A 19,613-nucleotide genomic window follows, 5' to 3' on the forward strand; every position below is an offset into this window, starting at 1 on the left:
CGAGGAGACCTTCCAGGCCGGCAAGGGCCTCGTCGGCCTGGATGAGCACCAGGTCCGCCGCCACACCCCCTGGCTGCGCTGGGTGCGGGCCCGGCATGATCCCGACGAAACACCCTAGGGCAGCTCCGGCAGGTCCTCCGCGTACAGCAGGGTCAGGTCGTCCGTGCTCGGGTCCGGGAGGTGGGCGACGCGGCTCGCGTGGCGTTCCACCATCGCCTCGAAGGTCTGGCGGGCCGTGCGGCCGTTGCCGAAGGCGGCGCCCTTGGGGATCTCCGTGAAGTACTTCAGGAGCGCCTCCGGGGCGCCCGGCGCGAGCCGGTACTCGTGCTCCTCGGCCTGCTGCTCGACGATCCTCAGCAGTTCGTCGGGGCCGTAGTCGCCGAAGGTGATGGTCCGCGAGAAACGCGATGCCACACCGGGGTTGACCGACAGGAACCGCTCCATCTCGGCCGTGTACCCGGCGACGATCACCACCACGGCGTCCCGGTGGTCCTCCATCAGCTTCACGAGCGTGTCGATGGCCTCCTTGCCGAAATCACGCCCGGCGTCCTCCGGGGAGAGCGCGTACGCCTCGTCGATGAACAGCACACCGCCGCGCGCCCGTTCGAAGGCCTCCTGGGTGCGGATCGCGGTCGAGCCGATGTGCTCGCCGACCAGGTCGACGCGCGACACCTCGACCAGATGGCCCTTCTCCAGGACGTGCAGCGCGGCGAGGATCTCGCCGTAGAGACGCGCGACCGTCGTCTTGCCGGTGCCGGGGGAGCCGGTGAAGACCAGGTGCCGCTTGACCGAGGCCGCTTTCAGACCGGCCTGCTGCCGGCGCCGGCCCACCTCGATCATGTCGGTCAGCGCCCGCACCTCGCGCTTGACGCTCTCCAGACCCACCAGGGCGTCGAGTTCGCCCATCACGTCCGTGGAGGCCCGCACCTGCCGCTCCGGCTCGGCCACGACCGGTCGTGCCTCGGGCACGGTGGCACGCTGCTCGGGGAGCGCGCCGAGCAGCCCCGGCGAGGAGGGCGCCGCTTCCACGGCGGTCTCCCGCGTGCCCGGCGTGGGGACGCCGGCGCTCTCGTCGCTCGTGCAGTCCTCGACCACGGGACCGGAGCCGGCCGTGGCGTCCGGGCCGGCGTCCGCGAACTCGTACCCCCGTCGCGCGCAGCGCTCGGTCCGGCACTTGCGCAGCGCCGTACGGCAGCCGTCTATCACGTGGAAGCCGTAGCCGCCGCTGTTGGTGACCCGGCAGTTCAGGAAGCTGCCGCGACCGCCCGCCGACACGTAGAAGCCGGCCTCGGCGGGGGAGTCGACGGTGCAGCGCTCCACCGTGGGGTCGGCGCCCTTGGTGACGATCACGCCGGTCTGGGTGGCGTCCACGGTGCAGTTGTTGAGCGTGCCGCCGCTGCCGTGGTCGCGGAACCAGGCGCCGGTCGCCGCGTCCCGGATCCGGCAGTCGTCGAGCTGGGCGGTCGCCCCGTCGCTGACCGACACGGCCGTGTTGCGCACCTGGAAGAGGTCGCTGTCGACGACGTCCGCGCGCGAACCGCGGTCGAGGACGAACAGGGCGTCCGGTACGTCGTGCACCCGGCAGGAGTCGAGGACCACGGTGGCGCCGTCGCTGACCCAGACGGCCGGGTAGTCGCCGGTGCTGTCGAAGATCTCGCACTGGTTGGCGTCGACCCGGGTGCCCGGGTCCCACACCGACAGGCCGTTGCGCCCGAACTGACGCACCGTCGTGCGCGTCAGCGTCAGTACGGAGCGCGAGCGCAGATCGACCGCGTTCTCCGGGATGTCGTGGATCCGGCAGTCGGCCAGGGTCAGCACGGCGTCCGTGTCGAGCGTGACCCCGTCGGCGGTGGTGCGGTGCACATCGCAGTCGGTGAGGTGCGCGGTGGCACGGGCGGTGATCTGCACACCACTGCCCCGGACCTCGTAGACCTCGCAACCCACCGCCTCCAGGGCGGAGTTGTCGCCGGTCGCGCTCAGACCGGCCCCGGAGGTGTGGTGCACCCGGCAGCGCTCCAGCCGGGGATGACCGCCCCCGCGCACGGCGACGCCGGCCTGTCCTGCCGCGACGACCTCGCACTCCTCGAAGACACCGCCGCCGCCGTCGACCACGGCGATGCCGATGCCGGCCGGGTTGTCGACGGTGCACCGCCGGACCGTCGGACGCGCGCCGCCGCGCACCTCGACGCCGGCCGCGGACCGCGTGACGATCCGCAGGTCCAGCAGCTCGGGAGTGCCCTCCTCGACGAGCACCGCGGGCGCCGTCGCGTCCTGGCCCTCCACGTGCAGGTCCTGCACCACGGCCGAGGCCCGCACGGTCAACGGCACGCCGTCCACGGGCGCGATGCGGACGGAGCCGGGGGAGCCCTCGGGGCCGCGCAGGGTCACCGCACGCTGCACGACGAGGTTCTCCCGGTAGGTGCCGGGAGCGATGGTGAGCACGTCACCCTCGGCCGCGGCCTCCAGAGCGGCGGCGAGCGACGCGTACTCACCCGTGCGGCGCCGCCACCTCGATGTGCCGGTGTGCGTCACCTGGACCGTGCCCTGTGCCATGGCGTTGCTGTGCCCCCACCTCGGTCTTGCTGATCACTCGGTCGTTCGCGGGGTGCGCCGGCCGTGCCGCACCCCTGCGGCTCCCTCGCGCGCGGGTCGATGCCGAATGCTCGGCCGGTCCACCGTAGCGTGCGCGCGGGCGGTGGGTTGACCAGAGACGGAAGGCTGTCAGCTGCCGGCTCCGGTACGGCCCCAGTCCGGGCCCGCCCGGCTCCATGCCTGGTCCCAGCGGGCGTACCGGCGGCGGACCATGTGCCGGACGGCGAGTCTTCGGAGCCCCTCGACGACGCCCGCGGTGAGCAGGGCCGCGCCGAATCCGGCGAGGACGGCGTGGGTGGTCGCGGTGGCGGGGTCCAGAGGGCGGCCCACCGGACGGCCGTGCGTGTCGGTCCACAGCGGGAAGTGGTCGCCCCGGTGAAGGGACTTGAGGCCGGCGAGGACGGTGCCGTGGTGCGGGGTGCCGTCGGGAGCGGTCCAGTCGGCGACCACGCGGGCGCGGCCGTCTCGCCCGGAGAGGCTCTCGGGATCCGCCTCCGGCAGCGAGCCCCCGAGCTCGCGCACCACGGTTGCCGGGACCTGGTGGCGGGAGAGGCGTTGGTCGCGGACGGTGTGCTGCAGGGTGTCCTGCGCGACGGCGCCGACGAGGGAGCCGACGACGGGTGCCACGAACAGGATCAGGAGCAGGGCCGTCAGCGCCACCCAGGCCTCGACCAGATCCGTCGTACGGCGCAACGGATTGTGCCGCCAGCGCCGGATTCCACCGATCGCCCGCACCACCGCACCCCCTTCCCGCTCCGTGACAGTCCCCCGTGGAGCCGTTCACGCGCGGGTCCGGGCGAAGAGAGAGCCACATCACCCGCAGTCGGGACCTCTCATGAACGTCTCACGAAAAACACAACGGCCGGAGGGCGGGCCGAGGTTCCCAGGACTGCCGCACCCCGGTCCCCGCCCGGAGACACCGACCCGCGCCGCGCTCGTCAGCCCACGACGGTGACCGGGTCGCCCACCCGGACGGTGCCGCGGGAGAGGGGCACCAGATTCTGTCCGAAGACCAGCTTTCCGCCCAGCCGCCGATGCCGTCCCAGCGTGTGGAGGGGCTCCTTGCCGCGCTCCGCGGTGGTCTGGTCGTTCGTGGTCACCGCGCACCGGCCGCACGGTTTGGCGACCCGGAAAGCGACCTCGCCGATGGTCAGACGCGACCAGCCGTCCTCGGCCCACGGTTCCGTACCCGTCACGACCACGTTCGGCCGGAAGCGGTTCATCGGCAGCGGCCCCTCCGCGGCGTGCTCGCCCCCCGCGATCAGCGAGTTGAGGGCGTCGAGCGAGGCGACGGTGGTGACCAGCAGCGGATACCCGTCGGCGAACGCGACCGTCTCGCCGGGGAGCCCGTACTCGGGGTCGACGGCGCGGCGCTTCGCGGGGTCGTCCATGTGCACCAGACGCACGTCGGCGCCGAGATGGGCGCTGCACCAGGCGTGCGCGGCCTCGTCGGCGAGGACCCCCTCCACCTTGTCGCGGAAGATCTCCAACGGGACCGTTCCGATCGGCCGCGGCACGGAGACGGTCAGCGGCGCCAGACCGGGCGCGGACAGACGGACACCGCCGCCGGGCAGGAGCTCGGCGGCGGCTTGTGCGAGGCGCGGCTGCTGACGCTGGGTGACGACCTTTCCCCCGTGGTCGATCAGTGCCCAGCGTCGGTCTCCGGCCAGCCCCCAGGGCTCCACTTCGGCCTCCCGGGGCGCCTGGCCCCGGAACGCCTTGACCGGATGGACGTGGATCGACAGCAGCTCGGCATTCCCCATGGCCTCATCCTGCCAGGTGGCGGCGACTGTCCCCGGGGCGGCTCAGTAACCTCGGTACTGCTGGTTGTTGTACGGGTCCTGGTACTGGGGCGCGGCGGGCCGGGGAGCCGCGGAGCGCATCGCGTCGTACCCCGTGCCGGGTCCGGCGGGGCGCGGCGGCTGCTGCATCTGCGGGCCCGGATAGCCGCGCGGCGCGGTGGCCTGCGGCGGGATGTAGGCGGCCGGCGCCTGCTGCAGCGGAGCGGGCTGCTGCGCCTGCGGGTAGCCGTAGCCGTACGGGGACGGGGCCGCCGGGAGGGCGGGCAGTGCCGACGGCAACGCGGGCAGGCTGCTGCCCGTGTCGTAGGCGGCGGGGACCCGGATCGGGGCGATCTGCGGGGTGCCCCGCTCGGCCACGAGCGAGTCGTAGATCGGAGTGTCCGGGAAGGAGGCGGAGTAGTAGCCGCCGCCATAGGTGGAGCGGGGGGAGGTCATGGCACATAAGTTAAGCCCACGATGTGCTGGTTGGGGAGACCGATAAGAGGGTTGTTTTCCGTGTCGGCGATGACTTCGGATACCCAATGCGAGCGAACTTGGCAAAAAGGGGCGGCAATCGTGGTCCAGATCGTGTAAAAGCCGAGTTCCCGGTGGGTTACCGGCGGTTGGCCAGGGATCTTGTGGCCCTGCGGATGGGCGTTCCCGGTCCGGGCGAATAGGTTGACGAGCAGACGACCCGAAGGGTGCCGGAGCGTGCGGTCCGGCCGGCGAAAGTGAGGGGGGCGGACATGTCCATGCCGAAAGGATCGAATGTTCCGGTGCCGACGACGGCGCTGCGGATCGAGGTGGGCCGCCGGTCGGGACCGGGCGTCCCCGACGCGGACGCCTCGGCCCTGTTGCTGGTCGCCGGGAAGGTCCGTTCGGACGCCGACTTCGTCTTCTACAACCAGCCGGCCCACTCCTCCGGCGCGGTCCGGCACGAGGGCAAGCGGGACCTGGGCGGCAGGGTGACCGACACGCTGCTCGTCGACCTCGCGCGCGTGGAGCCCGCCATCGAGACCGTCGTCCTGGCCGCCTCGGCGGACGGCGGCACCTTCGGGCAGGTGCCCGACCTCGCCGTCGAGGTACGGGACGCGGCACGGAACACGGTGGTGGCCCGGTACGACGCCACCGGCGCGACCGTCGAGACGGCGTTCGTGCTCGGCGAGTTCTACCGCCGCCAGGGAGCCTGGAAGTTCCGCGCCGTCGGCCAGGGCTACGACAGCGGCCTGGAAGGCCTGGCCACGGACTACGGGATCACCGTCGACGAACCGCAGCACGCCGCGCCGCAGCCCACCGCACCGCGACCGGCCACCGCCCCGACGCCCCCGCCCGCGCCGCCGACCGCGCCGGCCTTCCCGGTCACCGTGCCCCCGCCCGTCCACGCCGCCCCGCCCCCGCCGCCGGCTCCGCCCGCCGCCCCGGTCCGCCTCACCAAGGTGACGCTCACCAAGGCCGCTCCGTCGGTGTCGCTGACCAAGCAGGGCGGCACCTCGGGCGTCATGCGGGTGAACCTCAACTGGGAGGTGCGCAAGCAGTTCTCCAAGTGGGGCAGCAAACGCGGCCGGGCGGTCGCGCTCCACAACGACCTCGACCTCGACCTGTGCGCGCTGTTCGAGCTGGCCGACGGACGCAAGGGGGTCGTACAGGCCCTCGGCAACGCCTTCGGCGCCCTGCACCAGCCGCCCTACATCCTCCTCGACGGTGACGACCGCACGGGCGCCGTGGCCTCCGGGGAGAACCTCACGATCAACCTCGACCACAAGGACGCCTTCCGGCGCGTCCTCGTCTTCGTGACCGTCTACGAGGGCGCCCGCTCCTTCGCCGACCTGCACGCCACGGTGACGTTGCAGCCTCAGTTCGGTGCCGCGATCGACTTCTCCCTGGACGAGTGCACCGTCCCCTCGACCGTGTGCGCGCTCGCGCTGATCACCCGAACCGGCGACGACCTCGTCGTCCAGCGCGAGGCCCGCTACCTGGTGCCCGAGCGCGGGGTGAGCCCGCAGCGGACCGTGGACCACGCCTACGGCTGGGGCATGAACTGGACGCCCGGTCGCAAATAGGCAGTGGGTGCGGGCTCAGCCCTCGTCGGCCACCGTGTCCGGACGGGCGTAGGTGCGGCCCTTCCAGGCCGCCCCCCGCCCCCGGTAGTGCTGAACCGCGGAATCCACCGTCATCAGGAGATAGAGGAGGGCGGTGAACGGCAGCAGCGGGGCGAGCCACAGCGGCTGACGGTAGTAGCGGAGCATCGGGAGATACGTCCTCGTCATCACCAGCCACGCGAGGCCGCCCGGTACCGCGGCGGCCGGGACGGCGAGGGCGAGCCCACCGAGCAGCGCGAGCGGCGGCACCAGGTAGACCAGGGCGAGGCCCAGCACCGTGCCGAGCAGCAGCAGCGGGTTGTGCCGCAGCTGCGCGTAGGCGCTGCGCGAGACCATCCGCCACAGGTCGTGCAGCCTCGGGTACGGGCGCACGCTGTCGACCCGGTCGGCCAGCCCCAGCCAGACGCGGCCCCCCGCCCCCTTCACCGCACGCGCAAGGGCCACGTCGTCGATGACGGCGTGCCGGATGGCCTCCGGGATCCGGGCCCGCCCGGCCGCCTCCGTGCGCAGCAGGACGCAGCCGCCCGCCGCGGCCGCCGTCCGCGTCCCGGGCCGGCCGATCCTGCGGAACGGGTACAGCTGCGCGAAGAAGTAGACGAACGCCGGCACGACCAGCCGCTCCCACACGCTCTCCACCCGCAGCCGTGCCATCTGGGAGACGAGGTCGAAGCCGCCGGTGCGCGCCGCGGCGACCAGCTCCCGCAGGCTGTCGGGCGCGTGCGCGATGTCGGCGTCCGTCAGGAGCAGGTACTCGGGTCCACGCGCGCGTGCCAGGGCGATGCCGTGCCGCACCGCCCACAGCTTCCCCGTCCAGCCGGGCGGTGGCTCGCCCGGCGAGCCCACGCTCAGCGTCAGCCCGCCGTGCCGCCGGGCCAGCTCGCGCGCCAGCTCCCCGGTGCCGTCGGAACTGCCGTCGTCGACGAGGAAGACCTCCGCCCGCCCCGGATAGTCCTGCGCGAGCAGCGACGGCAGACTAGCCGGGAGCACCGCCGCCTCGTCACGTGCGGGGACGACCACGCAGACCGACGGCCACTCCCCGGGCCCCCCGGGCTCCGCGCGCGGGGGCAGCCGGACGTCCGTGCGCCAGAAGAAGCCCTGGCAGAGCAGCAGCCACAGCCAGGCGGCGAGAGAAACGGCGGAGATCCACACGACGGCGCTCACGCGCGCAGTCTGCCCCACGGGGGCGGGCCCCGGGAGCACATCGTCTATCGTGGCCGGGTGAAGATCGCGCTCATGGACTCCGGAATCGGGCTGCTGGCGGCCACCGCCGCGGTACGGCGCCTGCGACCCGACGCGGATCTGGTGCTCTCCCTGGACCCCGACGGCATGCCCTGGGGCCCGCGCACACCCGAGGACCTCACCGCGCGCGCGGTCGCGGTCGCGGAGGCCGCCGCCGCCCACCGGCCCGACGCCCTGATCATCGGCTGCAACACGGCGACCGTGCACGCGCTGCCCACCCTGCGGGCCCGCCTCGAACCGGGCATCCCGGTGATCGGGACCGTGCCCGCGATCAAGCCCGCCGCGGCCGGTGGCGGCCCCGTCGCCATCTGGGCCACCCCCGCCACCACCGGCAGTCCCTACCAGCGCGGCCTCATCGACGACTTCGCCGACGGCGTCACGGTGACCGAGGTGCCCTGCTGGGGGCTGGCCGAGGCAGTGGAGCACGCCGACGAGACGGCGATCGACGCGGCGGTCGCCGCGGCCGCCGCGCTGACCCCCGACGAGGTGACCACCGTCGTCCTGGGCTGCACCCATTACGAACTGGTCGCCGAGCGCATCCGCGCCGCCGTCCAGGGCGCCGGCCGCCCGCCGCTGGTCCTGCACGGATCGGCCGGTGCCGTGGCCGCCCAGGCACTGCGCCGCATCGGCTCCCGCCCCGAGCCCGCGGCCCGGGCCCTCGGCGCGGTGACGGTTCTCCTCAGCGGCCGCGAGGGCGCGCTGCCGGTGCCCGCGCTCTCCTACGCGGAAGGCCGACTCCTCCAGGAGGCCAGCCCCGCCCGGTGACCGCGGCCCATGGGCGGACGCGCGCGGTCCGCCGATGGTCCGGCCGGCCCAGTCACCCTCCGCGACACGGTACCGGCGGAGCGAAACCTGAGTAACCTCGTCAATATGAGGGACCAGCCCCACGAGGAGACCGCCCGGCACCCCGATGTGTGGCACGGGCGGGCCACCAACCGGTTCCAGTGGCTGCTCGCGCTCGGCGGGGCGGCCTGCATGGCGCTCGGTATCGAACTGGCGGTCCAGTCCGCCTGGACGTCCTCCATCGCGCCGCTCGCCATGGCCGTGATCGGCTGCATCGCCGCGGGAATGCTGGTCCTCTTCGGCACCCTCGCCTTCGTCCACGTCGACCTGAAGCTCGACAAGGAGTCCCTCGAAGTGCGCTGCGGGCACATCGGCGTGCCGCGCCGCCGCATCCCGCTGTCCCACGTCGCCGGGGCCGACTTCGAGCCGCATGTCACTCCGCGCCACTGGGGCGGCTGGGGCTACCGCTGGCGCCCCGAGAAGGGCACCGCCGTCGTCGTACGGCGCGGGGAGGGCGTGGTCCTGCGGCTCTGGGACGGGCACACGTTCACGATCACCGTGGACGACGCGGAGTCCGCCGTACGGGTCATCCGGGCGCGCCTGCGGCAGGGTACGCCGGACGCGACGCACTGACTCAGACGGCCGGACGGCCGTCGCGGGAACGCAGGTCCCGTCCCGAACGGGCCGGGACCGCGCCCGACGCCGGCCCGACGGCGAGCGGGCGGGCCGTGGCCAGACCCGCCAGCAGACCCGCGCCGACCGAGACCGTGGTGAAGCTCAGCGCGTTGCCGACCGAGGCCACGGCCGCCACGCCCGTCAGCGCGGCACCCGCACTCAGCACGACCGGCGTCGGACGGGCCGCGTGCCACAGGGCGAACAGCACCCAGCCGAAGGCCGCGGCCAGCAGCAGCACCCCGACCACCCCCTGTTCCGCCGCCATCTGGAACGGTGCCGAGTGCGGTTTGCCGTCCGACAGGGTGGTCCGCGCCGCCGTCGCGCTCAGTTCGCCGAAGCGTCCCGGCCCCACCCCGAGGCCGGCGTCGTGCCGCGCCAGGTCGAGGGCGTCGCGCCACAGGTCGACCCGGCGGGGCGTGAGCGGGTCCTCCAGCGACGCGGCGAGCCCACCGGGCAGCGCGGCGCCGGCGGCCGCCCAGGTCAGGCCCGTGGCCGCGGCGGCGGCCAGTGCCAGCCCCGCCAGGCCGCGCCCCCGGTGGGGCATGCGCCCGGCGGCCAGGGAGCACAGCACGACGGCGGCGCAGCTCACCGTCGCGGTGGGCGAACCCAGCGCGGCTCCGGCCGCCGCCGTGCCGCAGGCCAGCAGACGCAGCACGAGCCGCAGTGCGGGCACGGGAGTCGCCCAGGCCGCGCAACAGGCGGCTCCCGCCGACAGGGTGAGCACCGCCGCGGTGGCACCGGCGTGGCCCAGCGGTGTGACGGTCTCGGGTACCGGGACGAGCCGTGGCAGGGCCGCCGCCAGGGCGAGCCCGGCCAGGGCCGCGGCGCAGGGCGCCGCGACGGGCAGCAGCACGCCGGATATCCGCCCCGCCGCGTAACCGGCGGCCACGGCCAGCACCGCGAGCAGGACGCCCTCGGGACGGCCGCCCTGCACGGCGGCGGTCACCAGGGACCAGGTGGCACAGCTCCCGAGGACCACCACGCCCACGGCGTCGGAAACGATGCGTCTTTCCCCGTCCGCGTCCTCGTCGTCCGCGGACGTCATCCCCCTCGACCCCACGCCCCACCCCCGTACCCGGCCGCCCCAGGACCGTGAAAACCTCCCCGGCCACCCCGCGCGACAGGAGCACTGCCTCACCGTAACGGCTACCGGGCGGTTTGGGCACGCGTCGTGCGGGCGGCACCCGCGGACCGTGCTGTCTGCCGAAAGACGACCCGCCGTACACTCCCGGAGTGACCGTCACCGCTACTTCCGTGGACCGGCCGGACCAGCTGGAGCCCCCGACCGCGCCGTCGCGCGGCGCACGGCTCCTGCGCCTGGTCCCGGCAGCCACCGCGGCGCTCTCCGGAGTGCTCCTGTACGTCAGCTTCCCGCCGCGCACCCTGTGGTGGCTGGCCCTGCCCGCCTTCGCCCTCCTCGGCCGGCTGCTGCGCGGCCGGGGCTGGAAGGCGGGATTCGGCCTCGGATACCTCTTCGGTCTCGGCTTCCTGCTGCCGCTGCTGGTGTGGACGGGCGTCGAGGTGGGCCCCGGCCCCTGGATCGCGCTGGTGCTCATCGAGGCGGTCTTCGTCGCGCTGGTCGGCGCGGGGGTCGCCGTGGTCTCGAAGCTGCCGGCCTGGCCGGTGTGGGCGGCGGCGATCTGGATCGCCGGAGAGGCGGCACGCGCGCGCGTGCCCTTCCGCGGCTTTCCGTGGGGCAAGATCGCGTTCGGCCAGGCGGACGGCGTCTTCCTGCCGGTGGCCGCGCTGGGCGGCACTCCGGTCCTCGGTTTCGCGGTCGTCCTGTGCGGTTTCGGCCTCTGTGAGGCCGTACGGACGGGTCTCGAGTGGCGCCGTACGCGCGAGGTGCGGCGGTCGGCCGCCGCCGTCGCCCTGATCAGCATGGCCGTCCCGGTCCTGGCCGCCGTGGCCGCCCGCCCGCTGGTCAGCGACGAGGCGGAGAACGGCACCGCGACGGTGGCGGTCATCCAGGGCAACGTGCCCCGTCTCGGACTGGACTTCAACTCCCAGCGCCGGGCCGTCCTCGACTACCACGCGCGCGAGACGGAGCGGCTGGCCGCCGAGGTCAGGGCCGGCAAGGTGGACCAGCCCGACTTCGTGCTGTGGCCCGAGAACTCCTCCGACATCGACCCCTTCGCCAACCCGGACGCCGCCGCCGTCATCGAGCAGGCGGCCGAGGCGATCGACGCGCCCGTCTCCGTCGGCGGCGTCGTCGAACGCGACGGCAAGCTGTACAACGAGCAGATCCTGTGGGACCCCGACAAGGGCGCCACCCAGACCTACGACAAGCGGCAGGTCCAGCCCTTCGGCGAGTACCTCCCGCTGCGCTCCCTCATCGGCGCCGTCAACGACGAGTGGACCTCGATGGTCCACCAGGACTTCAGCCGGGGCACCGAACCCGGCGTGTTCGACTTCGGCGACGCCCGGGTCGGCCTCGCCACCTGCTACGAGGCGGCCTTCGACTGGGCCGTGCGCGACACCGTCACCCACGGCGCGCAGCTCATCTCCGTGCCCAGCAACAACGCCACCTTCGACCGCAGCGAGATGACCTACCAGCAGCTCGCCATGTCACGCGTGCGTGCCGTCGAGCACAGCCGGACCGTCACCGTGCCGGTGACCAGCGGGGTCAGCGCGATCATCATGCCCGACGGCAGGATCAGTCAGAAGACCGGCATGTTCGTCGCGGACTCCCTGGTCCAGGAGGTCCCGCTGCGCTCCTCGGAGACCCCCGCGACGAAGCTCGGCATCCTGCCCGAGATCGCCCTCCTGCTCGTCGCCGCCGGCGGGCTCGGGTGGGCGATAGGGGCCGGGGTGCGCGGGCGGCGCGCCGGTGGCGTGTAACCGTACGCCCGGCGAGCGCGTCCCTCACGCGCGCGGTGTCGTCGGAGCGCCTCGTTAGGGTCGGGGCCATGCCTACTCCTGACTTCATCCGCGAGATCCGGGCCGTCGCGGGCCACCAGTTGCTGTGGCTGCCCGGAGTCACCGCCCTCGTCTTCGACGACGCGGGCCGCGTGCTGCTCGGCCGTCGCTCGGACACGGGCAAGTGGGCGGTGATCGGCGGCATCCCCGACCCCGGGGAGCAGCCCGCCGTCTGCGCCGTGCGGGAGGTCTTCGAGGAGACCGCGGTGCGGTGCGTGGTCGAACGGGTCCTCCTCGTCCAGGCGCTGGAGCCGGTCGCGTACGACAATGGCGACGTCTGCCAGTACATGGACATCACCTTCCGCTGCCGTGCCGTGGGCGGCGAGGCCCGCGTCAACGACGACGAGTCACTGGAGGTGGGGTGGTTCGCGGTGGACTCCCTGCCCGACCTGAACGAGTTCGCGCTGTTCCGGATCAAGCAGGCGCTGTCGGACGAGCCCACATGGTTCGACTCCATGAGTTCCAGCTGAAGTGTGGGGGCGGACCACATGGGGTGAGGCGGCGGCGCTGCCTAAGGTCACAGGCATGACCACGCCCCCCGCCGCTCCTGGTCCCTTCGCCCCCTCCCTCGACCTCCACGGTCGCACCGCCCTCGTCACCGGCGCCGCCGGCGGTATCGGCCGCGCATGCGTGCTGCGGCTGGCGGCCGCAGGGGCCAAGGTGCGCGCGGTCGACCGGGACGCCACGGGCCTGGAGACACTCGCCGAGAGCGCCGCGGGCCTGCCGGGCGTCGTCGAGCCGCACGTCCTGGACCTCACGGACCTCGACGCCGCCGAACTCGCGGCCGCCGGCACCGACGTCCTGGTCAACAACGCCGGCCTGCAACTGGTACGCCCCCTGGAGGAGTTCCCGCCGGACGTCTTCCACACGGTCCTCACGGTGATGCTGGAAGCACCGTTCCGGCTCATCCGCGGCGCCCTGCCCCACATGTACGGGCAGGGCTGGGGCCGCATCGTCAACGTCTCCTCCGTGCACGGACTGCGCGCCTCGCCCTACAAGTCGGCGTACGTGGCCGCCAAGCACGGGCTCGAGGGACTGTCCAAGACGGCCGCCCTCGAAGGCGCGCCGCACGGTGTCACCTCCAACTGCGTGAACCCCGCCTATGTGCGCACCCCGCTGGTCGAGAAGCAGCTCGCCGACCAGGCACAGGCGCACGACCTGCCGCAGGAGCGCGTCCTGGCCGAGGTGCTCCTGCGGGACAGCGCGCTCAAGCGGCTCATCGAACCGGAGGAGGTCGCCGACGCCGTCGCCTATCTGTGCGGCCCCGGGGCGTCCTTCGTGACCGGAACCTCTCTGGTCATGGACGGCGGCTGGACGGCGCACTGACCTGCCCGGTGAGCGGCGGGCCCGGAGTTTTCCACAGGCCTGACGGGCCGGCCCGGTCATGAGGAATCCTGTGAGCATGTCCCGCGATCACGTGGAGCCGGTCGAGCGCTCCGTCAGCGATGCCGAGGCGGCCGCGCACGGTGCCGAGGCGGGCCCCGGCGTGCCCGCTGCGGCGGGTGTGCCCGACGGTCCCGGCGATGCCGAGACGCCCTTCCTGGAGCTGCTCGCCCGCGGCGCGTCCGCCGAGGCCTATGACCGGCCGGTGCTGCTCGCGCGCGCCGAAGGACTGCCGCCCGAGCGGATCGCCGTGCTCGAACACGCCAAGCGGCTCGCCCTGCGGGTGCGCTCCGAACTGGAGGGCCGCCGTCGGCGGGAGGCCGAACTGTCGGCACTCTTCGAGACGGCCCACGACCTGGCCGGCCTGCGCGACGTGGACGCCGTCCTCCAGGCGATCGTGCAGCGGGCCCGCTCCCTCCTCGGCACCGACGTGGCCTACCTCAGCCTGAACGACCCGGTCAGGGGCGACACCTACATGCGGGTCACCGAGGGCTCGGTCGCCGCCCGCTTCCAGCAGTTGCGCCTCGGCATGGGGGAGGGCCTCGGCGGCCTGGTCGCCCAGACGGCCCGCCCGTACGTCACCGACGACTACTTCCGCGACGACCGCTTCCGGCACACCACGACCATCGACGCGGGCGTGAGCGACGAGGGCCTGGTCGCCATCCTCGGCGTCCCGCTGATGCTGGGGGCCAACGTCATCGGGGTGCTGTTCGCCGCCGACCGGCGCGCCCGGGTCTTCGAGCGCGAGCAGATCGCCCTGCTCGGCTCCTTCGCCGCCCTGGCCGCGGCCGCCATCGACGCCGCCAACCTGCTCACCGAGACCCGCTCGGCACTGGCGGGCCTGGAGCGCGCCCACGAGATCATCCAGGACCGCAGCGCCGTCATCGAGCGTGCCTCCGACGTCCACGACCGGCTCGCCGAACTGGTCCTGCGCGGCGGCGGGGTCCACGACGTGGCGGCGGCCGTCTCCCAGGTCCTGGCGGGCACGGTCGACTTCACCGAGGCCGGCGCGGCCCCGGCCGCAGCACTGGAGACGTCCCGTGCGGAAGGCCACGCCGTGCGGCACCAGGACGACTGGATCGCCGCCGTGACCGCGGGCGGCGAACTGCTCGGCGCCCTCGTCCTGCGCGGCCACCCCGGCCTCGACCCCGTCGACCAGCGCACGCTGGAGCGGGCCGCGATGGTCACCTCCCTGCTGCTGCTCGCCAGGCGCTCCGCCGCCGAGGCCGAACAACGCGTCCGCGGTGAGCTGCTGGACGACCTCCTCGACGCCCGCGACCGCGATCCGCGCGTGCTGCGCGAGCGTGCCTCCCGGCTGCGTGCAGACCTCGACGCCACCCATGTCGTCCTCGCCGCGCGGCTCGAGGCGGACGCGGCCGACGCCGACCAGGAGGCGGACGCGCGGCGGCGGCTGTGGTCCGCCGCCTCCCACCTCGCGGCGACCCGGCACGGCCTGGCCGCCGCCCGGGACGGCGGCACCGTCCTGCTGCTGCCGCTGGCACCGGGCGACACCGCCACGGAGCTGGCCCACCGCACCGCCCGCCATCTGGGCACCGCCGTCCACGAGGCGGTCACCGTGGGCGCCTCCGCGCCCGTCCAGGGCCCCGCCGCCCACCCCGACGCGGTGGTCGCCGCGTACGAGGAGGGCCGCCGGTGTGTCGAGGCACTGCGGCTGCTCGGCCGCTGCGGTGACGGGGCGGCCGCCGACGACTTCGGCTTCCTGGGACTGCTGCTCGCCGGCGCCCGGGACGTGGCGGGCTTCGTGGAGCGCACCATCGGCGAGGTCGTCGCCTACGACGAGCGACGCGGCACCGATCTGGTGCGCACCCTCGACGCGTACTTCGCGTGCGGCATGAGCCCGGCCCGCACCAAGGACGACCTCCACGTCCACGTCAACACCGTGGCCCAGCGCCTGGAGCGCGTCGCCCGCCTCCTGGGCGAGGACTGGCAGAGTCCCGCCCGTGCCCTGGAGATCCAACTCGCTCTGCGATTGCACCGGTTGGCGGCCCGAATACCGAACTGACCCCCGTACTCCCTCAGGAGGCACGGGGGTCGGGTCGGGCACGGACCCGGGATCAGAGGACGCGGGCGTCCTGTGTCCGGGCCGTCGTGTCCCGCACCTCGGGGGCGGCGTCCAGGGCGCCCAGGTCGCGGTGGCGGGTCTCCTTGGCCACGCCCACGGCGACGACCGTCAGCAGGGACGCGGCGATCACGTACAGGGCGATCGGGGTGGAGCTGTCGTAGTCGGCCAGCAGCGCGGTGGCGATGAGCGGGGCCGGGGCACCGGCCGCGACCGAGGCGAACTGGGCGCCGATGGAAGCACCGGAGTAGCGCATCCGGGTCGCGAACATCTCGGAGAAGAAGGCGGCCTGGGGTGCGTACATCGCGCCGTGCAGGACCAGTCCGACGGTCACGGCGAGGATGAGGTTGCCGAAGCCGCCCGTGTCGATGAGCGAGAAGAAGGGGAACATCCACAACCCGATGCCGACCGCGCCCAGCAGGTAGACGGGACGCCGGCCCACCCGGTCGGAGAGCGCGCCCCAGGCCGGGATCACCGCGAAGTGCACGGCGGAGGCGATGAGCACGGCGTTGAGGGCGGTCTGGCGGGAGACACCGGCCGAGGTCGTCGCGTACACGAGGATGAACGCGGTGATGACGTAGTAGGAGATGTTCTCCGCCATGCGCGCGCCCATCGCGACGAGCACCTCACGCCAGTGGTGCCGCAGCACGGCGACGAGCGGAAGCTTCTCGGCGGCTGCCGCCTCCGTCGCCTTCCGGGCCTCGGCGTGCGCCAACGCCTCCTTGAACACCGGCGATTCGTCGACAGAGAGACGAATCCACAGACCGACGATCACCAGCAGGCCGGAGAGCAGGAACGGTATCCGCCAGCCCCAGCTGCCGAAGGCGGCGTCCGACAGGACGGCGGTGAGGAAGGAGAGCACGCCGGTCGCGAGCAGTTGCCCCGCCGGCGCCCCGGTCTGCGGCCACGAGGCCCAGAACCCGCGCCGCCGCGCGTCCCCGTGCTCGGACACCAGCAGGACGGCCCCGCCCCACTCGCCGCCGAGCGCGAAGCCCTGCACCAGACGCAGCACGGTCAGCAGCACCGGAGCGGCGGTCCCGATGGTCGCGTGCGTGGGCAGCAGTCCGATCGCGAAGGTCGCCCCGCCCATCATCACCAGACTGAGCACCAGCAGCTTCTTGCGCCCGAGCCGGTCCCCGTAGTGCCCGAAGACCAGCGCCCCGAGCGGACGCGCCGCGAATCCCACCGCGTACGTCAGGAAGGACAGGAGCGTGCCGACGAGAGGATCGGAGCCCGGGAAGAACAGCTTGTTGAAGACGAGCGCGGCGGCGGAGCCGTACAGGAAGAAGTCGTACCACTCGATGGTGGTGCCGATGAGGGACGCGGCGACGATGCGCTTGAGGCTGGCGGGGGCTGGTGGAGCGGCTGCGGGCGACGACATCGGCACCACTTCCTGGGGTGTGACGGGGACGTTTGCGTATCGCCACACCGTAGGAATCCGCAGGTCAGGCGCACATGTGGTGGGGCAACATAGTTCGAGGGTCAGCTATGCGTGCGGCCACCATGCCGACTCGCGGAAAGGCGGTTCAGGGGAGCGATGGTGGCCGAAACGAGTGCCGTCCGAGACGCGTAGTTCAGGGTGATTTGACGGTGCGGTGCTGACTCCCGTGCTGGTTCGGTGCTGACTAAAAGCCCACGTCATCACCCGTCCTCGCCTGTCCCGTGCTGATTTGGTGCTGACTACGCTCCGTTGAACTCGGGCATCTGGGATTGATCGACTCGGAGTCGTTGCATGGCAGGTGACCGGACTGAGAGACCGAGTCCGGCCTTGCCGCTCAGCCGCCGTCGGCACGGGCAAGGCGCTGTGTCTGGGCGCGGTGCATCCTGGTCCCAGGAGGTTCTTCGTCTGCTGGTGGTACACGGCTCAGATGCAGCTTGACCAGCTAAAACAGCTCCGATCGCCACAAGCTGCGGACGGCTGGTCCGGGTATGGTCCGGATCTTGGTTCGAAGGTTCGTGGTGATGAGCGCTGCTCGCATGTTGCGCTTGTACGAAGATGACGGCCTCGGCACTGCTTCGAGAGGCGACGAGGGGCCGCAGAAGACTGTCCTGACCGGGCTGCACCAAGGCTGGATCCGGCGCTGGCGGAGGCCAGCGGCGGTTTCTTCGGCCTAGGGTCTGTTGCGAAAGTGGATCTTGTTCGTTGATGATCATGTCCTGTGGGACGTGGGGATCTGACGAACAGCGAGTGGGCCCGGCTTGAGCCGTTGCTGCCGCGGGGCATCAAGCCGGGTCGGCCGCAGGTGTGGACGCGGCGGCAGCTCATAGACGGCATACGGTGGCGGACCCGGACCGGGGCTCCCTGGCGTGACGTGCCGGAACGCTATGGGCCGTGGGACCGGGTCTATGACCTGTTCCGGCGCTGGCAGCGGGACGGCAGCTGGGCGAGGATTCTCACCCAGCTGCAGGCCGAGGCGGACGCCGAGGGCTTGATCACCTGGGACGTGAACGTCGACTCCACCGTCTGCCGGGCCCACCAGCACGCCGCCGGAGCGGCGAAAAGGGGGACCTCCAGAAGGAACCGCCCGGCGGCGTCTTCGTCGGGCCGGCCGATCACGGCCTCGGACGTTCCCGCGGCGGGCTGACCAGCAAAATCCATCTCGCGGTCGAGCAGGGGCAGAAGCCCTTGTCGGTGGTGATCACGGCCGGGCAGCGGGGCGATTCCCCGCAGTTCGAAGCGATCCTGGAAGCGATCCGGGTTCCCCGGCCGGGGGTCGGCAGGCCGCGCAAGCGGCCGGACCGGGTACGGGCCGACAAGGCGTACGACTCCCGCAGCAACCGCTCCTACCTGCGCAGACGCGGAATCAAGGCAACGATCCCGGTCCCGGCGGACCGGGTCCGCAACCGGCTCAAGCTCGGATCGCGTGGCGGGCGGCCGCCGACGTTCGACAAGGACGACTACAAGCAGCGGCACGCGGTCGAGTGCGGGATCAACCGCCTCAAGCGCCACCGGGCCGTCGCCACGAGGTACGACAAACTCGCCGTCCGCTACGAAGCGACCGTGCTGGTCGCAGCCATCAACGAGTGGCTGTGACCAGCACTTTCACAACACGCCCTAGCCCTACAACCGTGGGCGCTGTCCTCGCAGGACCGCGACGACACCGCGTTGAGAATTCGTCCCGTGGGGCTCGGTTGGCCGAGGCGTCGCGACGGCGGGTTGATCAGTGCCTACCAGTGAGCTTCTTCAGCGTTGCCGCTCCAGGGTGCGGATGGCCTTGGCGATTGACGTCATGCGGTTTGGGCTGCATCGGGATCTGCGGAAGATCCGCCAGGACTTCAGGCGGGCGACGCCGCGTTCGACCGATGCCCGTGCCGCGGCCAGGCTCGGTTGACGGTCTTCTCGGTGAGGGTGAGTTCCTGCAAGGGCTTGCGTTTGATGCCCGTGGTCAGCCAGGGGCCGCCGCCCTGGTAGGCGAGATCGGCCAGGATGGGGACGCCCCGGCGCTCGCAGATGCGGATGATCCGATGGGTGCGGGCGGCGGTCAGATCGTGAGATCGGCCCGGCAGTGCGGGTGAGAGCCACAGCAGCCGGCCGTCCGGATCGGTGACCAACTGCACGTTCACTCCGTGCCGGCGGTGCTTGTGGGAGTAGTCCGCGCGTGAGTCGCCGACCTGGTCGCACTCGGCGAGTGTGCCGTCCAGCAGGACGAAGTCGGGATCGGCCTCGCGCAAGACCTTCAGCAGACCCGGCGCGCGCTGGGCGAGCAGGTGGACGACCGCGCTGGTGTAGGCATGGGCGGTGGACTCGCTGATCCCGAACCCGGCAGCGATCTTCGCCAGGGTGGTGTGTTCGCGCAGATACACCAGTGTCACCATCGCGCGCTGTGACGGGCGGAGCTTGCAGCGGCGGCCGTCCTCACGGGTGACGATGAGCATGGTGACCCACTCCACGAGCGCATGCGGCAGGTCGAGTGCGGCAGGATGGATGACCAACGAGGCCCCCGAGCAGCGTGATGGAGACGTCAGACATCTCGATCAACAGCTCGGGGGTCTCGCTCGTTGCGGCCTGCAGGCAGTCACCCGACCGGTGGCCAACTCGAAGAAGCTCAGTGCCTCCCGACC

15 protein-coding genes and 1 pseudogene are annotated in these 19,613 nt (G+C 72.7%); 8 read left to right on the forward strand and 8 right to left on the reverse strand.

Annotated features, from left to right (window positions below; genetic code table 11):
• Positions 1-114: 114 nt before the first annotated feature.
• From AB0N31_RS00005 to AB0N31_RS00020, 4 genes are all read right to left on the reverse strand, one after another.
• Positions 115-2,553 carry a right-handed parallel beta-helix repeat-containing protein gene (locus AB0N31_RS00005; RefSeq protein ID WP_366055985.1) on the reverse strand — a complete coding sequence of 813 codons (2,439 nt, stop codon included), beginning with the start codon at positions 2,551-2,553 and terminating at the stop codon, positions 115-117.
• A 168-nt stretch (positions 2,554-2,721) separates the two neighbouring features.
• Positions 2,722-3,327: a hypothetical protein gene (locus AB0N31_RS00010; RefSeq protein ID WP_366056291.1), complete on the reverse strand. Its 606-nt coding sequence runs from the start codon at positions 3,325-3,327 to the stop codon at positions 2,722-2,724.
• A 203-nt stretch (positions 3,328-3,530) separates the two neighbouring features.
• A complete protein-coding gene (locus AB0N31_RS00015) occupies positions 3,531-4,355 on the reverse strand; it encodes an MOSC N-terminal beta barrel domain-containing protein (protein WP_366055986.1) in 825 nt (274 codons plus the stop codon).
• Between the two features lie 42 nt (positions 4,356-4,397).
• The gene (locus AB0N31_RS00020) at positions 4,398-4,829 is read right to left on the reverse strand and encodes a DUF6643 family protein (protein WP_366055988.1); all 432 of its coding nucleotides are present in this window, start codon (positions 4,827-4,829) and stop codon (positions 4,398-4,400) included.
• Positions 4,830-5,125: 296 nt separating this feature from the next.
• On the opposite strand from AB0N31_RS00020, the gene AB0N31_RS00025 reads away from it, so the two are divergent.
• Positions 5,126-6,433, forward strand: a complete 1,308-nt coding sequence (locus AB0N31_RS00025) for a TerD family protein (protein WP_366056292.1) — start codon at positions 5,126-5,128, stop codon at positions 6,431-6,433.
• A gap of 15 nt (positions 6,434-6,448) precedes the next feature.
• Here the strand turns inward: AB0N31_RS00025 and AB0N31_RS00030 are convergent, their stop codons facing one another.
• Positions 6,449-7,651 (reverse strand): glycosyltransferase, encoded by a 1,203-nt coding sequence (locus tag AB0N31_RS00030; RefSeq protein ID WP_366055989.1) that lies wholly within the window; start codon positions 7,649-7,651, stop codon positions 6,449-6,451.
• Positions 7,652-7,690: 39 nt separating this feature from the next.
• On the opposite strand from AB0N31_RS00030, the gene AB0N31_RS00035 reads away from it, so the two are divergent.
• On the forward strand, positions 7,691-8,476 hold the full coding sequence (locus tag AB0N31_RS00035) for an aspartate/glutamate racemase family protein (RefSeq protein WP_366055990.1): 786 nt from the start codon (positions 7,691-7,693) through the stop codon (positions 8,474-8,476).
• A gap of 105 nt (positions 8,477-8,581) precedes the next feature.
• The gene (locus AB0N31_RS00040; protein WP_366055991.1) at positions 8,582-9,127 is read left to right on the forward strand and encodes a hypothetical protein; all 546 of its coding nucleotides are present in this window, start codon (positions 8,582-8,584) and stop codon (positions 9,125-9,127) included.
• A gap of 1 nt (position 9,128) precedes the next feature.
• Here AB0N31_RS00040 and AB0N31_RS00045 read toward each other — a convergent pair whose 3' ends face one another.
• Positions 9,129-10,214 carry an O-antigen ligase family protein gene (locus AB0N31_RS00045; protein ID WP_366055992.1) on the reverse strand — a complete coding sequence of 362 codons (1,086 nt, stop codon included), beginning with the start codon at positions 10,212-10,214 and terminating at the stop codon, positions 9,129-9,131.
• Between the two features lie 188 nt (positions 10,215-10,402).
• On the opposite strand from AB0N31_RS00045, the gene lnt reads away from it, so the two are divergent.
• The 4 genes from lnt to AB0N31_RS00065 all read left to right on the forward strand — a co-directional run bounded on the left by lnt (position 10,403) and on the right by AB0N31_RS00065 (position 15,494).
• Positions 10,403-12,010, forward strand: a complete 1,608-nt coding sequence (gene lnt, locus AB0N31_RS00050) for an apolipoprotein N-acyltransferase (RefSeq protein WP_366055994.1) — start codon at positions 10,403-10,405, stop codon at positions 12,008-12,010.
• Positions 12,011-12,078: 68 nt separating this feature from the next.
• On the forward strand, positions 12,079-12,558 hold the full coding sequence (locus AB0N31_RS00055; RefSeq protein WP_366055996.1) for an NUDIX domain-containing protein: 480 nt from the start codon (positions 12,079-12,081) through the stop codon (positions 12,556-12,558).
• A gap of 55 nt (positions 12,559-12,613) precedes the next feature.
• The gene (locus AB0N31_RS00060) at positions 12,614-13,414 is read left to right on the forward strand and encodes a 3-hydroxybutyrate dehydrogenase (RefSeq protein ID WP_366055997.1); all 801 of its coding nucleotides are present in this window, start codon (positions 12,614-12,616) and stop codon (positions 13,412-13,414) included.
• Positions 13,415-13,490: 76 nt separating this feature from the next.
• Positions 13,491-15,494, forward strand: coding sequence for a GAF domain-containing protein (locus AB0N31_RS00065; RefSeq protein ID WP_366055998.1), 2,004 nt, complete (start codon positions 13,491-13,493; stop codon positions 15,492-15,494).
• Between the two features lie 52 nt (positions 15,495-15,546).
• Here AB0N31_RS00065 and AB0N31_RS00070 read toward each other — a convergent pair whose 3' ends face one another.
• Positions 15,547-16,932, reverse strand: a complete 1,386-nt coding sequence (locus AB0N31_RS00070) for an MFS transporter (protein WP_366055999.1) — start codon at positions 16,930-16,932, stop codon at positions 15,547-15,549.
• Positions 16,933-17,710: 778 nt separating this feature from the next.
• Here AB0N31_RS00070 and AB0N31_RS00075 point away from each other — a divergent pair.
• Positions 17,711-18,585, forward strand: a protein-coding gene (locus AB0N31_RS00075; RefSeq protein WP_366056000.1) for an IS5 family transposase whose coding sequence is annotated in 2 segments (ribosomal slippage) — positions 17,711-18,104 and positions 18,104-18,585 — 876 coding nt in all. Because the reading frame shifts where the segments join, the coding sequence is not laid out codon by codon here.
• Positions 18,586-18,735: 150 nt separating this feature from the next.
• Here AB0N31_RS00075 and AB0N31_RS00080 read toward each other — a convergent pair.
• Positions 18,736-19,484: pseudogene (locus tag AB0N31_RS00080) on the reverse strand (transposase family protein).
• Positions 19,485-19,613: the final 129 nt, after the last annotated feature.

Origin of the sequence: Streptomyces sp. NPDC051051, assembly GCF_040682975.1 — a bacterium.
Classification (GTDB): Bacteria; Actinomycetota; Actinomycetes; order Streptomycetales; family Streptomycetaceae; genus Streptomyces.

Coding starts and splice junctions, on each gene's coding strand:
- AB0N31_RS00055 (WP_366055996.1), top strand. CDS start 12,079: ATGCCTACTCCTGACTTCATCCGCGAGATCCGGGCCGTCGCGGGCCAC.
- AB0N31_RS00040 (WP_366055991.1), top strand. CDS start 8,582: ATGAGGGACCAGCCCCACGAGGAGACCGCCCGGCACCCCGATGTGTGG.
- AB0N31_RS00020 (WP_366055988.1), bottom strand. CDS start 4,829: ATGACCTCCCCCCGCTCCACCTATGGCGGCGGCTACTACTCCGCCTCC.
- AB0N31_RS00015 (WP_366055986.1), bottom strand. CDS start 4,355: ATGGGGAATGCCGAGCTGCTGTCGATCCACGTCCATCCGGTCAAGGCG.
- AB0N31_RS00065 (WP_366055998.1), top strand. CDS start 13,491: ATGTCCCGCGATCACGTGGAGCCGGTCGAGCGCTCCGTCAGCGATGCC.
- AB0N31_RS00045 (WP_366055992.1), bottom strand. CDS start 10,214: ATGACGTCCGCGGACGACGAGGACGCGGACGGGGAAAGACGCATCGTT.
- AB0N31_RS00025 (WP_366056292.1), top strand. CDS start 5,126: ATGCCGAAAGGATCGAATGTTCCGGTGCCGACGACGGCGCTGCGGATC.
- AB0N31_RS00060 (WP_366055997.1), top strand. CDS start 12,614: ATGACCACGCCCCCCGCCGCTCCTGGTCCCTTCGCCCCCTCCCTCGAC.
- AB0N31_RS00070 (WP_366055999.1), bottom strand. CDS start 16,932: ATGTCGTCGCCCGCAGCCGCTCCACCAGCCCCCGCCAGCCTCAAGCGC.
- AB0N31_RS00005 (WP_366055985.1), bottom strand. CDS start 2,553: ATGGCACAGGGCACGGTCCAGGTGACGCACACCGGCACATCGAGGTGG.